This is a genomic window from Streptomyces sp. ML-6 (assembly GCF_030116705.1).
In the GTDB taxonomy this organism is placed as follows: domain Bacteria; phylum Actinomycetota; class Actinomycetes; order Streptomycetales; family Streptomycetaceae; genus Streptomyces.
This window is the reverse complement of the sequence record NZ_JAOTIK010000001.1, coordinates 1,406,168-1,421,033: the sequence shown is the minus strand read 5'-3', so window position 1 is coordinate 1,421,033 and position 14,866 is coordinate 1,406,168. Positions and strand designations below refer to the sequence as shown.

12 protein-coding genes and 1 pseudogene are annotated in these 14,866 nt (G+C 72.3%); all 13 read left to right on the top strand.

Annotation, left to right across the window (positions count from 1 at the left end; genetic code table 11):
• The first annotated feature begins 34 nt into the window (after positions 1-34).
• The 13 genes and pseudogenes from pyrG (at position 35) to OCT49_RS06190 (ending at position 14,866) form a co-directional block, all read left to right on the top strand.
• Complete coding sequence (gene pyrG / locus OCT49_RS06250) at positions 35-1,696, top strand: CTP synthase (RefSeq protein ID WP_283850893.1); 1,662 nt, start codon at positions 35-37, stop codon at positions 1,694-1,696.
• A gap of 89 nt (positions 1,697-1,785) precedes the next feature.
• Complete coding sequence (locus OCT49_RS06245; RefSeq protein WP_283850892.1) at positions 1,786-2,412, top strand: NUDIX domain-containing protein; 627 nt, start codon at positions 1,786-1,788, stop codon at positions 2,410-2,412.
• 234 nt (positions 2,413-2,646) lie between these two features.
• Positions 2,647-4,713 (top strand): tetratricopeptide repeat protein, encoded by a 2,067-nt coding sequence (locus OCT49_RS06240; RefSeq protein ID WP_283850891.1) that lies wholly within the window; start codon positions 2,647-2,649, stop codon positions 4,711-4,713.
• A 134-nt stretch (positions 4,714-4,847) separates the two neighbouring features.
• On the top strand, positions 4,848-5,972 hold the full coding sequence (ald, locus tag OCT49_RS06235; RefSeq protein ID WP_349632780.1) for an alanine dehydrogenase: 1,125 nt from the start codon (positions 4,848-4,850) through the stop codon (positions 5,970-5,972).
• A 402-nt stretch (positions 5,973-6,374) separates the two neighbouring features.
• On the top strand, positions 6,375-7,493 hold the full coding sequence (locus OCT49_RS06230; RefSeq protein ID WP_283850890.1) for a ParA family protein: 1,119 nt from the start codon (positions 6,375-6,377) through the stop codon (positions 7,491-7,493).
• Positions 7,490-8,079: pseudogene (locus tag OCT49_RS06225) on the top strand (hypothetical protein). Before OCT49_RS06230 ends, OCT49_RS06225 begins: the two are co-directional and overlap by 4 nt.
• Positions 8,080-8,514: 435 nt before the next feature.
• Entirely contained in the window at positions 8,515-9,465 is a 951-nt protein-coding gene (locus OCT49_RS06220; RefSeq protein ID WP_349632823.1) for a segregation and condensation protein A, read from the top strand.
• The gene (gene scpB, locus OCT49_RS06215) at positions 9,462-10,109 is read left to right on the top strand and encodes an SMC-Scp complex subunit ScpB (RefSeq protein WP_283850888.1); all 648 of its coding nucleotides are present in this window, start codon (positions 9,462-9,464) and stop codon (positions 10,107-10,109) included. Before OCT49_RS06220 ends, scpB begins: the two co-directional genes overlap by 4 nt.
• On the top strand, positions 10,109-11,212 hold the full coding sequence (locus OCT49_RS06210; RefSeq protein ID WP_283850887.1) for a pseudouridine synthase: 1,104 nt from the start codon (positions 10,109-10,111) through the stop codon (positions 11,210-11,212). The genes scpB and OCT49_RS06210 overlap by 1 nt, the downstream gene beginning before the upstream one ends.
• 123 nt (positions 11,213-11,335) lie before the next feature.
• The gene (pnuC, locus tag OCT49_RS06205) at positions 11,336-11,989 is read left to right on the top strand and encodes a nicotinamide riboside transporter PnuC (protein WP_283850886.1); all 654 of its coding nucleotides are present in this window, start codon (positions 11,336-11,338) and stop codon (positions 11,987-11,989) included.
• Positions 11,986-13,065, top strand: a complete 1,080-nt coding sequence (locus OCT49_RS06200; protein ID WP_283850885.1) for an AAA family ATPase — start codon at positions 11,986-11,988, stop codon at positions 13,063-13,065. The genes pnuC and OCT49_RS06200 overlap by 4 nt, the downstream gene beginning before the upstream one ends.
• A complete protein-coding gene (locus tag OCT49_RS06195) occupies positions 13,062-13,847 on the top strand; it encodes an NUDIX hydrolase (protein ID WP_283850884.1) in 786 nt (261 codons plus the stop codon). Before OCT49_RS06200 ends, OCT49_RS06195 begins: the two co-directional genes overlap by 4 nt.
• Positions 13,844-14,866 (top strand): ADP-ribosylglycohydrolase family protein, encoded by a 1,023-nt coding sequence (locus tag OCT49_RS06190; RefSeq protein WP_283850883.1) that lies wholly within the window; start codon positions 13,844-13,846, stop codon positions 14,864-14,866. Before OCT49_RS06195 ends, OCT49_RS06190 begins: the two co-directional genes overlap by 4 nt.

Sequence of the window (14,866 nt, the reverse complement as noted above, 5' to 3'; positions counted from 1 at the left end):
CTCACGATCGCGACCACGGGAGCCCCCTTTGGCTATGCAGCCCACATCCACGACGACCAAGCACATCTTCGTCACCGGGGGTGTCGCCTCTTCCCTCGGCAAGGGTCTGACTGCCTCCAGCCTCGGTGCCCTGCTCAAGGCGCGTGGCCTCCGGGTCACCATGCAGAAGCTCGACCCGTACCTGAACGTCGACCCGGGCACGATGAACCCGTTCCAGCACGGTGAGGTGTTCGTCACCAACGACGGCGCCGAGACCGACCTGGACATCGGCCACTACGAACGCTTCCTCGACGTCGACCTCGACGGTTCCGCCAACGTCACCACCGGCCAGGTCTACTCGCAGGTGATCGCCAAGGAGCGGCGCGGCGAGTACCTCGGTGACACCGTGCAGGTCATCCCGCACATCACCAACGAGATCAAGCACCGCATCCGCCGCATGGCCACCGACGACGTCGACGTCGTGATCACCGAGGTCGGCGGCACGGTCGGCGACATCGAGTCGCTGCCGTTCCTGGAGACCGTCCGCCAGGTCCGCCACGAGGTCGGCCGGGACAACGTCTTCGTCGTGCACATCTCGCTGCTGCCCTACATCGGCCCGTCCGGCGAGCTCAAGACCAAGCCGACCCAGCACTCCGTCGCCGCCCTGCGCAACATCGGCATCCAGCCCGACGCCATCGTGTTGCGCGCCGACCGCGACGTGCCGACCGCCATCAAGCGCAAGATCTCGCTGATGTGCGACGTCGACGAGGCCGCCGTGGTCGCCGCCATCGACGCCAAGTCGATCTACGACATCCCGAAGGTGCTGCACACCGAGGGCCTGGACGCCTACGTCGTGCGCAAGCTCGACCTGCCGTTCCGCGACGTCGACTGGACGACCTGGGACGACCTGCTGGACCGCGTCCACAACCCCGACCACGAGATCACCGTCGCGCTCGTCGGCAAGTACATCGACCTGCCCGACGCCTACCTCTCGGTCACCGAGGCCATCCGGGCCGGCGGCTTCGCCAACAAGGCGCGGGTCAAGGTCAAGTGGGTCGCCTCGGACGACTGCAAGACCCCGGCCGGCGCCGCCCGGCAGCTCTCCGACGTCGACGCGATCTGCGTCCCCGGCGGCTTCGGCGACCGCGGTGTCAACGGCAAGATCGGCGCCATCCAGTACGCCCGTGAGAACAGGGTGCCGCTGCTCGGCCTCTGCCTCGGCCTGCAGTGCATCGTGATCGAGGCGGCGCGCAACCTCGCCGGGATCCCCGACGCCAACTCCACCGAGTTCGACGCCGCCACCGCGCACCCCGTCATCTCGACGATGGAGGAGCAGCTGGCGTACGTCGAGGGCGCGGGCGACCTGGGCGGCACCATGCGGCTCGGGCTGTACCCGGCGAAGCTCGCCGAGGGCTCGGTGGTCCGCGAGGCGTACGACGACCAGCCGTACGTGGAGGAGCGCCACCGCCACCGCTACGAGGTCAACAACGCCTACCGGGCCGAGCTGGAGAAGAAGGCCGGTCTGGTCTTCTCCGGCACCTCCCCGGACAACAAGCTCGTCGAGTACGTCGAGTACCCGCGCGAGATCCACCCCTACCTGGTCGCCACCCAGGCCCACCCGGAGCTCCGCTCCCGCCCGACCCGCCCCCACCCGCTCTTCGCGGGCCTGGTCAGGGCGGCCGTCGAGCGCAAGGTCGCCGCGGCCTCGGGCAAGTAGTCCGGCGCCGCACAGGCATTAACGTTGACCGGGGTACGGATCCACCGAGGATGCGTGCCCCGGTTTCTGTTTTTCGTGGGAGGACGTAGATGGGTTTCCAGGACACGCCCGAGGAGTGGCAGGTCATCGCGACCGAGACACCCTTCACCGGCAACAAGACCAGCGTCCGCACCGACGAAGTGGTGATGCCGGACGGCACGGTCGTGCGCCGCGACTACCAGGTCCACCCGGGCTCGGTCGCCGTGCTCGCGCTCGACGGGGAGGGCCGGGTCCTCGTCCTGCGGCAGTACCGCCACCCGGTGCGCCACAAGCTCTGGGAGATCCCGGCCGGACTGCTCGACGTCCCCGGCGAGAACCCGCTGCACGCCGCCCAGCGCGAGCTGTACGAGGAGGCGCACGCCAAGGCCGAGGACTGGCGGGTGCTGACCGACGTCTACACCACGCCGGGCGGCTGCGACGAGGCCGTACGGATCTTCCTGGCCCAAAACCTCTCCGAGGCCGACGGGGAGCGCTTCGAGGTCTCCGAGGAGGAGGCGGACATGGAGCTGGCCCGGGTGCCGCTCCAGGAGCTGGTGCGGGGCGTGCTCGCGGGGGAGCTGCACAACAACTGCCTCGTCGTGGGCGTCCTCTCGCTCGCGGCGGTGCTCGCGGGCGACGGGATCGACTCGCTGCGCCCGGCCGAGGCGCCGTGGCCGGCCCGCCCGTTCGAGGCCTGACGGGGCGCGGACAGCGGGCCGCGGCCACCGGGGCCGATCGCGGGCCCGGGGTGTCCGGGCCCCGGTGCTCCGCCGCACGGGCCGACGAAACCCCTTGATCGGAAAAGATGATGATCCGATCGAGGGACCTCCGCGCCCTGCTCCACCGAAATCGCCCACGCGTCTGAACTACGCTCGGAACGCCCTGTCCGGAGCCCCGGCGGGCGACGCGTGCAGCGAAGTGGAGCGTGGCCCGTGACGGATCAGGCGGTGGACACCAGCGGCCCGGCCGAGGCGGCGGGCAGCGAGGAGCCGTCCGGCACCGCCCCGCCCCGACTCCTGGGCCGCGAACGCGAGTTGAAGCAGCTGCGGGCCGACATCGAACGGACCGGCCTGGACACCCTGGCCGGCCGCAAGGCCGCCCGCGCCCGGGTCCTGCTGATCGCCGGACGCCCCGGCTCCGGACGCACCGCGCTCGCCGCCGAACTCGCCCGCGGGCTGCTCGCCGACGGCGGCCACCCCGACGGACTGCTCCGCGCCAGACTCACCGACCCCGACGGCATGCCGGTCCCCACCGAGCGCACCGCCCGCGAACTGCTCGGCCGACTGGGAGTGACGGGGCCGCCCGGCGCGGACGGCGACGAACTCTCCGAGCTGCTCCGCCGGGAGCTCGCCGGCCGCCGCGTCCTGCTGCTCCTGGACGACGCGGCGGACGCGGAACAGGTGGACCCGCTGCTGCCCGACAACCCGGACTGCCTGGTCGTCGCCACCTCCGGGGGCCCGCTGACCGGGATTCCCGACGTCCGCCCCTGCACCATCGGCGGTCTGGACCCGGGCGCCGCCGTGAAGATGCTCGCCCGCACCATCGGACAGGTCAGGATCACCGTCGACCCGCGGACCGCCGAGAGCCTGGCCGAGGAGTGCGGCGGGCTGCCGGCCGCCCTGGTCATGGTCGCCGGGCTGCTCGCCGCCCAGCCCATGGCGTCGGTCGCCGACATCACCGGACAGCTGCGCGAGCTGCCGGAGGAGGACACCGACCGGTCCGCCGGCTCCCGCCCGCTGGCCCGGGTCTTCCGGCTGGTCCACGAATCCCTGCCGGCCACCGCCGCCCGGATACTGCGCCTGCTCGCCCTGGCCCCCGCCGGACTCGTCGACGCCCACACCGCCTCCGCGCTGGCCGGCTGCTCGGTCTCGGCCGCCCAGCGGACCCTCGACGACTTCGTGGCCCTGGGACTGCTGCACAGCAACGGGGCCGGCCGGCCGCAGTACGAGCTGCCCGGCTGCCTCACCCCGTTGCTGCGGACACTGCTGGAGACCCGGGAGCGCCCGGCGGAGATCCAGCTCGCCGGGGCCCGGCTGCTGGAGCGGACCGTACGGCTGCTGCAGTCCTGCCGGGCGACCACCGACCCGGAGGGCTCCCCGGCCCGGCGCAAGCTCGCCGGGCTGCCGCGGTCGCTGCGCTTCCCCAACCCCGAGGCGGCCGCCGAATGGCTGCGGACCCGCCGCCCGGCGCTGCTGGCCTCGGCTGCGATGGCCGTCGAGGACGGCGAACTCGACACGCTGGCGCGGCGGTTGGTGGCCGCCCTGGTGCGGGCGCTGGCCGCGCACCAGGGCACCGAGGCGGCCGCCCCCGACCTGTACGGGCTGCACGGCCTGGTGCTGGCCGTCGCCGAACGGCGCGACCTGCCGCGCGAGCGGGCCGCAGCGCTCCTCAACCTCGCCGACCTCGACGCCGGGACCGGCCGCACCCGGGAGGCGCTGGCCCGGTACCGGGCCGCGCTGGACGCCGGACGGGAGGCGAAGGACCCGTACGCCACCGGCCGCGCGATGGAATCCGTGGGCGGCGCCTACGCCGAGCTGGGCGACTACCAGCGGGCCGCCGACTGGTACGGCCGGGCGCTGGCGCAACGGCTCACCCGGGAGGAGCGGGCCGACGAGGCACGGCTGTACGGGCGGCTCGGCGCCGTCCACACCTACGCCGGGCGGTACGGCGAGGCGCTGCGGAACTGGCGGGCCGCGGCGGCCGGGTACCGCAGGCTCGGCGACGTGCCCGCCCAGGCGCGGGCGCTGAGCGAGGCGGCCCGCGTCCAGGAGTACGCGGGCCGGCCGCGCGAGTCGCTGCACACCTGCCGGGAGGCCGTGGAATGGGCCAGGCGGGCCGGTGACGTGCGGCTGCAGGCGGCGCTGGAGCTCCGGCTGGCCGACACGCTCGACCGGCTCGGCGACCCGGCCGCTGCGGGCCTGCACCGGGGCGTGGCGGACAGATTGCTGGACCAGCAGGGCTCGACCTGCGAAATCCGTAGTGCAGCGACAGAAAAATAATGCTTTGTAAGGCTAGACAGTACGAAACCCTTCATTAGACTGGCTGTGCCGCGTGTGTTCGCGGTATCTCCATTTACGTAGTGTCTATCCGGGTATGTATGGGTATGCCCGGGTAACCCTCTGAGTCAAGGACCGTGATCGACGTGAAGGTCGGCATCCCCCGCGAAGTCAAGAACAACGAGTTCCGCGTGGCGATCACGCCTGCCGGTGTGAACGAGCTCGTCCGTCACGGCCACCAGGTCGTCGTCGAGCAGAACGCCGGTGCCGGCTCCTCGATCACGGACGAGGAGTACGTGGCCGCGGGGGCGCAGATCCTGCCCACCGCCGACGAGGTCTGGGCCACCGCCGACCTGCTGCTCAAGGTCAAGGAGCCGGTCGCCGAGGAGTACCACCGCCTGCGCAAGGACCAGACCCTCTTCACCTACCTCCACCTCGCCGCCTCCCGCGAGTGCACCGACGCGCTGCTGGAGTCGGGCACCACCGCCATCGCCTACGAGACGGTCGAGACCGCGAACCGCGCGCTCCCGCTGCTCGCCCCGATGTCCGAGGTCGCGGGCCGGCTGGCCCCGCAGGTCGGCGCCTACCACCTGATGCGCTCGGTCGGCGGCCGCGGCGTGCTGCCGGGCGGCGTCCCGGGCACGGCGGCCGGCAAGGCGGTCGTCATCGGCGGCGGCGTCTCCGGCTGGAACGCCACCCAGATCGCCGTCGGCCTCGGCTTCCACGTCACGCTGCTCGACAAGGACATCAACAAGCTCCGCGAGGCGGACAAGATCTTCGGCACCAAGGTGCAGACGGTCGTCTCCAACGCCTTCGAGCTGGAGAAGGCGGTCCTCGAGGCCGACCTCGTCATCGGTGCCGTGCTCATCCCCGGTGCGAAGGCCCCGAAGCTGGTCACCAACGAGCTCGTCGCCAGGATGAAGCCCGGAAGTGTCCTTGTCGACATCGCGATCGACCAGGGCGGCTGCTTCGAGGACTCGCACCCCACGACCCACGCCGAGCCGACCTTCAAGGTCCACAACTCGGTCTTCTACTGCGTCGCGAACATGCCGGGCGCGGTGCCGAACACCTCCACGTACGCCCTCACCAACGCCACGCTGCCGTACATCGTGGAGCTCGCCAACCGCGGCTGGGCCGAGGCGCTGCGCCGGGACGCCGCGCTCGCCAAGGGCCTCAACACCCATGACGGCAAGGTCGTCTACCGCGAGGTGGCCGAGGCCCACGGTCTGGAGCACGTCGAGCTGAGCTCGCTCCTCGGCTGACGTCCTTCCGGCGACCCGAAAGGTCGCGGCGGGGAGGCGCCCCACCTCCCGTCAACCTCATGCGTCCGGCCGGACCTTGCCGAGCAAGGTCCGGCCGGACGCATGTCGGCACCCGCGCGGAGCGCGTTCAACTCGTCTCGAACGTAACTCTTCAACCGATTCGTACACCGGTTAAAAGTGCGCCGTGATGGCCACATGCCCTTGACAGGGAGGTGTTCGATTGCCGACACATCGGGCCGGGTCCGGCGGATTGTGTTGCTGCGAAGCGGTGACACGCCATAGAGTCGCCAATCGTCGGCATGGTGCCACGCTGACCTATCGATAAGTTTCCTGGTCACATCCAAGGAGGTAAGACGACTTGTGAATGAGTCGACATTTACTCCCGGGGGTGTACAACCAGGGATGCCTGCGCGGGGCCAGAGCCCGAACGGGCTGGAGGCTGTCGGCTCCGTCGCTGTCCGCGCCTTCTCCACCCCACAGCACATGACGACAGCCCCCCAGATGATGGACGGCCTACACGTGAACGCCATGGCCGGCAACGAGAGTGGCCGGGAGACCGCCCGCTTCGCCGACTTCGACGAGGTGCCCCAGGGGCACTTCTACGACCCCGACGCCGAGTACGAGCCCGACCCGGAGTACGCGGCCACCCTCGCGCCCGACGCTGCCCGCCAGCGCCGCGAGCGGATCGGCCCGACCGGTCGGCCCCTGCCCTACTTCCCGATCCCGGGCCCGCTGACCGACCACGGTCCCGCGAAGATCATCGCGATGTGCAACCAGAAGGGCGGCGTCGGCAAGACCACGTCGACCATCAACCTGGGTGCCGCGCTCGCGGAGTACGGACGCCGGGTCCTGCTCGTCGACTTCGACCCGCAGGGAGCCCTGTCGGTCGGGCTCGGCGTCAACCCGATGGAACTCGACCTCACGGTCTACAACCTGCTCATGGAGCGGGGCATGTCGGCCGACGAGGTCCTGCTGAAGACCGCGGTCCCCAACATGGACCTGCTGCCCAGCAACATCGACCTGTCCGCCGCCGAGGTGCAGCTGGTGAGCGAGGTCGCCCGGGAGTCCACGCTGCAGCGCGCCCTGAAGCCGCTGATGGCCGATTACGACTACATCGTGATCGACTGTCAGCCCTCGCTGGGTCTGCTCACCGTGAACGCCCTGACGGCCGCCCACAAGGTCATAGTGCCGCTCGAGTGCGAGTTCTTCGCGTTGCGCGGTGTGGCATTGCTCACCGAGACCATCGAGAAGGTCCAGGAGCGGCTCAACCCCGACCTGGAGCTCGACGGCATCCTCGCCACCATGTACGACTCCCGCACGGTGCACAGCCGTGAGGTCCTCGCGCGCGTCGTCGAGGCGTTCGACGACCACGTCTACCACACGGTCATCGGGCGCACCGTGCGCTTCCCGGAGACCACGGTCGCCGGCGAACCCATCACCACGTACGCCTCCAACTCGGTCGGTGCCGCCGCCTATCGCCAGCTCGCCAGGGAGGTGCTCGCCCGGTGTCACGCCGAGTGAGTCTGCCCGGGGCCGACGAACTGTTCCGTACCACCGGGGGGATGGGGCTGCAGGCCTCCTCCCCCGGGGACCGGCGGCGCAAGGCGAACGGCGAGGCCCGGGTGCCGGGCCCCGCCGGTGAGAGCGACGCCGGGGCGGACGGAACCGGGACGGACACCGCGCAGGAGAGCACGGCCGCACCGCGCGAGGAGCACTCCGCGGCGGACGCCGACGCGGGGAGTCGCGCAGCCGCGGCGGCGAGGGCGGCCGGGTCGCGGCGGCCGCCCAGGCGGGGCGCAGGTCCCCGCAGCCGGCCCCGTCGGCCGCGCAGGAGGCGGCGTCCGCGATCCAGCCGCAGCGCAGGCGCGGCGGACGCGGGGCGAACCGCAGGCCCAGCGGCCGCGAACGCCACGACGAGAAGATCACCGTCTACGTCTCGGCCGAGGAACTGATGGACCTGGAGCACGCCCGCCTCGTGCTGCGCGGGGAGCACGGGCTGGCCGTCGACCGCGGACGGATCGTCCGCGAGGCGGTCGCCGTCGTCCTCGCGGACCTGGAGTCGCGGGGCGACGCGAGCATCCTCGTACGGCGGCTGCGCGGCCGCTGAGGGGCGCAGCCGCAGGGCGGGGCCGCCGTCCCGTACCCTGGCGGGCGCACGACGGCGCCGCCGAGACGCCGGAGACGTCCCGGCACGGCCGTACGCGGACGTCCCGGCCCGCGGCGCGCCGCGTCCGACGCCGCGCGCCGCGCCGCCGGGGACCGCAGGGCAGCCCTTAGCCTGCTGAGGGGCCGCCGGTCGAGCGGCCCGGCCCCTTCCGTACGGCCACGCCCGTGTCCCGCAGCCCCTGGACCCTCATGCCGACGACCGACGAGCCCGCCCGCCCCCTCGCCGCCCCCTGGGGCGCGGCCCGGGAGCAGGCCCGTGCCGGAACGGGCGGGCGGCCCGGACACCGGCGCCGAACCGCCCGCCCCGGCCCTCCCCGCCGAGGGGGCGGCGCCCGCGCACCCGGCGACGGACCCGGAAGCACCGGGCGTACCGGATGTGCCGGAGTCGGCAGAGGCCCCGGAGACGCGAGAGGTACTGGGGACGCCAGAGGCCCCGGGGACGGCCGAGGCACCGGAGGCGTCGGAGCCTGAGGCTTCCGGGGAGCCCGAGGCGCCCGAAGCGGAGGGCGAGGCCGTCGAGGACGGGCGGTTCACCGTTCGGCTGGCGAACTTCGAGGGGCCCTTCGACCTGCTCCTCCAGCTCATCTCCAAGCACAAGCTGGACGTGACCGAAGTCGCGCTGTCCAAGGTCACCGACGAGTTCATGGCGCACATCCGGGCCATGGGACCGGACTGGGACCTGGACCAGACCACCGAGTTCCTCGTCGTCGCCGCGACCCTGCTCGACCTGAAGGCCGCCCGGCTGCTGCCCACCGCCGAGGTGGAGGACGAGGCGGACCTGGCCCTGCTGGAGGCGCGCGACCTGCTCTTCGCCCGGCTGCTCCAGTACCGTGCGTACAAACACATCGCGGAGATCTTCAGCGAACGGCTGGAGTCGGAGGGACGCCGCTTCCCGCGGACCGTGGGCCTGGAACCGCACCACGCCGAGCTGCTGCCCGAGGTCGTGATCAGCATCGGGGCGGAAGGATTCGCCCGGCTGGCGGCGAAGGCGATGCAGCCCAGGCCCGAGCCGCAGGTGTACGTCGACCACATCCACGCCCCGCTGGTCAGCGTGCGGGAGCAGGCCGGGATCGTAGTGGCGCGGCTGCGCGAGGCGGGGGAGACCACTTTCCGGGCGCTCACCGAGGACGCCCCGGACACCCTGACCGTCGTCGCCCGGTTCCTCGCGCTGCTGGAGCTGTACCGGGAGAAGGCCGTCGCGCTCGACCAGGACGAGGCGCTCGGGGAACTCCTGGTGCGCTGGGCCGGGGGAGAGGGGGACGAACCCGTGGTCACGGACGAGTTCGACACCGAGGCGCAGGACGCCCAGGAGGATGTGAAGGCATGAGGCAGCAGGACACCACCGGCTCCACCGTCGCGGATCTCGACCTCAAGCCCGCGCTGGAGGCCGTCCTCATGGTCGTCGACGAGCCCGCGACCGAGGAGCACCTCGCCAAGGTGCTGGAGCGGCCCCGCCGGGCGGTCGCCGACGCGCTGCGCGAGCTGGCCGACGAGTACACCGTGCAGCGCCGGGGCTTCGACCTGCGGCTGGTGGCGGGCGGCTGGCGCTTCTACACCCGCCCCGAGTACGCGGAGGCGGTCGAGGGCTTCGTCCTGGACGGCCAGCAGGCCCGCCTCACCCAGGCCGCGCTGGAGACCCTCGCCGTGGTCGCGTACCGCCAGCCGGTCAGCCGGTCGAGGGTCTCGGCGGTGCGCGGAGTGAACTGCGACGGGGTCATGCGCACCCTCCTGCAGCGGGGCCTCGTCGAGGAGGCGGGCACGGAACCCGAAACAGGTGCGATCCTGTACAGGACGACGAACTACTTTCTGGAGCGGATGGGCCTGCGTGGCCTGGATGAGCTCCCGGAGCTCGCGCCCTTCCTCCCCGAGGCGGACGCGATCGAGGCCGATACACCAGAGGGTGTGCCGTCGTTCGATCCGGACGCACCGGACACCCCGGATACTCACGCAGACGACAAGACGGACTTTTGATGCGAAGCAGTGGCAGGAACAGCGGAAGCGGCGGCGGCAGGAGCGGCGGCAACCGGAATCCCCGGGGTGCCGGCGCCGGCCGTGACGGCCGGCAGGAGCAGCGCCCCCGCAGGCCCAGGCCCGAGGAGCGCCGCTACGATGCCGGCGCCCCCGGTGAGAAGAGCGGCGACGGCCCCCGCAAGGGCCGCGGCGCCGCGGCCCGCGGCGGGGCCAAGGGCGGCCCGAAGGCCGCGCAGGGCAGCGGCAGGAGCGGTGACCAGCGCCGCCGGAGCGCCCCGTCCCGCCCCCGGGAGCTCGACGCCAAGATCGAGCAGCGCAACCGGGACCGGTACGCGAACAAGCCCGAGATCAGGACGCCCAAGACCCACCCCGGCGCCGAGCAGGAGGGCGAGCGGCTGCAGAAGGTCCTCGCCCGGGCCGGCATGGGCTCGCGCCGCGCGTGCGAGGAGCTGATCGAGCAGGCCCGCGTCGAGGTGAACGGCGAGATCGTCGTCGAGCAGGGCATGCGCGTGGACGTGCACAAGGACGAGATCAAGGTGGACGGCCTGACCGTGGCCGCCCAGTCCTACCTCTTCTTCGCGCTGAACAAGCCCGCCGGTGTCGTCTCCTCCATGGAGGACCCGGAAGGCCGCCAGTGCCTCGGCGACTACGTCACCAACCGTGAGACGCGGCTCTTCCACGTCGGCCGGCTGGACACCGAGACCGAGGGCGTCATCCTGCTCACCAACCACGGCGAGCTGGCCCACCGCCTGACCCACCCCAAGTACGGGGTGAAGAAGACCTACCTGGCCGCCATCCAGGGACCGCTCCCGCGCGACCTGGGCAAGCGCCTCAAGGACGGCATCCAGCTGGAGGACGGGTACGCCCGCGCCGACCACTTCCGGGTCGTCGAGAACACCGGCAAGAACTACCTGGTCGAGGTCACCCTCCACGAGGGGCGCAAGCACATCGTCCGCCGGATGCTGGCCGAGGCCGGTTTCCCGGTCGAGCGGCTCGTGCGCACCTCCTTCGGGCCGATCCCGCTGGGTGACCAGAAGTCCGGCTGGCTGCGCCGCCTCACCAACACCGAGGTGGGCATGCTGATGCGCGAGGTCGGCCTGTAGCGGCCCCCGTCCCGCGGCCCGCGGCCGGTTCCCGTCGTCGATGTTCCGGACGGGAACCGGCCGCGGGCCTTTTGCCGTGCCCGTTCCCCCTTTATAGTCAGGGTGACTATTAAGGAGGCGGGCGTGAGTCTCGCGGATTTCCTCGATCCCCTGCAGCAACCCCTGGTGACGGTCCTGGACACCCCGGTCAGCTGGACCGAGGTGCTCGGCTTCGGCAGCGGTGCGCTGTGCGTCTGGCTCGTGGCCCGCCAGCACCTCGCCAACTGGCCGATCGGCATCGCCAACAACCTCTTCTTCATCCTGCTGTTCACCCAGGCCGGTCTGTACGCCGACGCCGGCCTGCAGATCGTCTTCATCGTCCTCGCCTGCTACGGCTGGTGGACCTGGACCCACGGGGGTGGACCAGGAACACCGGACCTGCCGGTGAGGCGGACCACGCGCACCGAATGGACCGGGCTGCTCGTGGCCGGGGCGGTGGGGGCCCTCGCCCTCACCGTCCTGCTCGACCGCGCCACCGACTCGACCGTGCCCTTCTGGGACGCCCTGACGACCGCGCTGTCCCTGACGGCGACGTACGGGCAGTGCCGCAAGCTCGTCGAGTCGTGGTGGCTCTGGATCGCCGCCGACGTGGTGTACATCCCGCTGTACGCGCACAAGGGGCTCTATCTGACCTCGCTGCTGTACATCGGGTTCATGACGCTCTGCCTGATCGGGCTGCGCAACTGGCGGCGCGATCTCGTCGGGCAGCGGCGGGAGCCGGCGGGGGCGACGGCGTGAAGCGCTTCGGGCACGGGCTGGTCCTCGGCAAGTTCTATCCGCCGCACGCCGGCCACCACCACCTCGTCCGCACCGCGCAGGACCGCTGCGAACGGCTGACCGTCCTCGTCTGCGCCGCCTCCGTCGAGTCCGTGCCGCTCGCCGACCGGGTCGCCTGGATGCGGGAGGTCCACCCGGATGCGCGGGTGGTCGGCGCCGTCGACGACACCCGCATGGACCTCCACGACCCGGCGATCTGGGACGCGCACATGGCCGTCTTCACCGCGGCCGTGCCCGAGCCGGTGGACGCCGTCTTCACCTCGGAGTCGTACGGGGACGAACTCGCCCGCAGGTTCGGCGCCGAGTCCGTCTGCGTCGACCCCGGGCGCACCGTCTTCCCCGTCTCCGGAACGGCCGTCCGCAAGGACCCGGTCGGCTGCTGGGACTTCCTGGAACCGCCGGTACGGGCCGCGCTCGCCCGCCGGGTCGTCGTCCTCGGCGCGGAATCCACCGGCACCACCACGATGGCCCTGGCCCTGGCCGACCACTACCGCCGGCGCGGCGGTATCTGGGCCCGGACCGGCTACGTCGCCGAGTACGGCCGGGAGTTCAGCGAACGGAAACTGGCCGATCTGCGCTCCCGGTGGCCCGACGCCCAGTGGGAGGACGTCGTCTTCGGCACGGACGACTTCCCGCTGATCGCCGAGGCCCAGAACGCCGCGGAGGAGAAGGTCGCGCGCATCGGGTCGCCGCTGCTCCTCTGCGACACCGACTCCTTCGCCACCACCGTCTGGCACGAGCGGTACATCGGCGGACGCAACCCGCTCGTCGAGGAGGTCGCCGACCGCGTCACTCACCACCTGTGGCTGCTCACCGACCACGAGGGCGTCGCCTTCGAGGACGACGGACTGCGCGACGGCGAGGAACTGCGCCCCTGGATGACCGACCGCTTCCGGGCCGAACTCACCCGCACCGGAAGACGGTTCGTCGAACTGACCGGACCCCACGAGGAACGCCTGGAGACCGCGGTCGCCGCCGTCGACCGGCTGCTCGCCGACGGCTGGGACTTCGCCGCCCCCCTGCCGGAGAACCGATGAGCACCGGCGTCCCCGCGGGCTACGACCCGCACGCCTTCGAACCCTTCGCGGTCACCGTGGACCTCGCCGTCTTCACGGTCCGCGCCGGCCGGCTGCACGTCCTGCTCGTCGAACGGGGCGAGGAGCCCTACGAGGGCCACTGGGCGCTGCCCGGCGGCTTCGTGCTGCCCCGGGAGTGCGCGGAGGACGCCGCCCGCCGGGAACTCGCCGAGGAAACCGGACTGACGGAGGCCACCGTCGGCGCCCTCCACCTGGAACAGCTGCGCACCTACAGCGACCCGGACCGCGACCCCCGGATGCGGGTCGTCTCCATCGCGTACGCCGCGCTCGTGCCCGACCTGCCCGAACCGCGCGGCGGGGGCGACGCGGCGGGCGCCCGGTGGTGGGACGCGGGCCTGCCGGAGAGGGCGACCGCCACCCCCGGCCGGGCGGGAACCCCGCCCCGGCCCCCGGGCCCGCTCGCCTTCGACCACGACCGCATCCTCGCCGACGCCCACGACAGGATCGGCGCCAAGCTGGAGTACACCTGCCTCGCCACCGCCTTCTGCCCGCCCGAATTCACCCTGGGGGAACTCCAGCAGGTGTACGAGACGGTCTGGGGCGTCGAGCTGGACCGGCCCAACTTCCGGCGCAAGGTCCTCGCCACGCCCGGCTTCGTCCAGGCCGTGGAGGGACCGCCGCGCCGCACCGGCGGACGGGGAAAACCGGCCGCGCTCTACCGGGCGGGTGCCGCCACCGCCCTGCACCCTCCACTCCTGAGACCGGAAGGAAGAAGCACGTGATCGTGACCAGGACCATCACCAAGCAGGCCGCCACCGGCGCGCTGACCGGGCTCGCGCTCGGCGACGCCCTGGGCTTCCCGACCGAGTTCAACAACGTGCCCTCGATCCTCGCCAAGTGCGGTCCGTGGCGCGGGATGGGGCTGCCGAAGCCCGCGATCGTCACCGACGACACCCAGATGACCCTGGCCCTGGGGCGGGGCCTGCGCACCGCCATGGACCGCGGGCTGCTCACTCCGCTGCGGCTGGCCCGGCCGGTGCGCGAGGAGTTCGTCGACTGGTACCACTCGCCCGACAACAACCGCGCCCCCGGCCGCACCTGCATGACCGCCTGCCGCCTGCTCGACAGCGACCGGCCCTGGCAGGAGGCCAGCCGGACCGGTTCCAAGGGCTGCGGCGCCAACATGCGGGTCGCGCCGATCGGACTCGCGCCCGGCCTGAGCGACGAACAGCGCTCCGGCGCCGCCCAGTTGCAGGCCGCCCTCACCCACGGCCACCCCACCGCGCTCGCCGCGTCCGACCTGACGGCCCGCGCGGTGCACCTGCTGGCCCAGGGGGTGGAGCCGATGGGACTGATTGGGCAGCTGCGCAGCTACGCGTACGAGAACAGCGGCCGCTACCTCACGCGCTGGCTCGGCGACCTCTGGCGGTACGCGGGCGACGCCTCGCCCGAGCTGTACATCCGGCGCGGCTGGGAGGAGTGCCTCGCCGTCCTGGCCCGGGTCCAGGACGCCCTGCGCGACCCCTCCCCGGAGACCGACCCCTGCGAGCGGACCGGCGACGGCTGGATCGCGGAGGAGGCCCTCGCCACCGCCCTGCACTGCTTCCTCCTCTTCCCCGAGGACCCCGTCACCGCCCTCCGCCGCGCCGCCTGCACCCGGGGCGACTCGGACTCCCTGGCCTGCCTGACCGGGGCGTTCGCCGGGGCGCACCTGGGGGCGGGGGCCTGGCCCAAGGAGTGGTCGGAGCGGATCGAGTACCGGAGCGACCTGCTGGCGCTGGGGGCGCTCTGGGATTCTTGA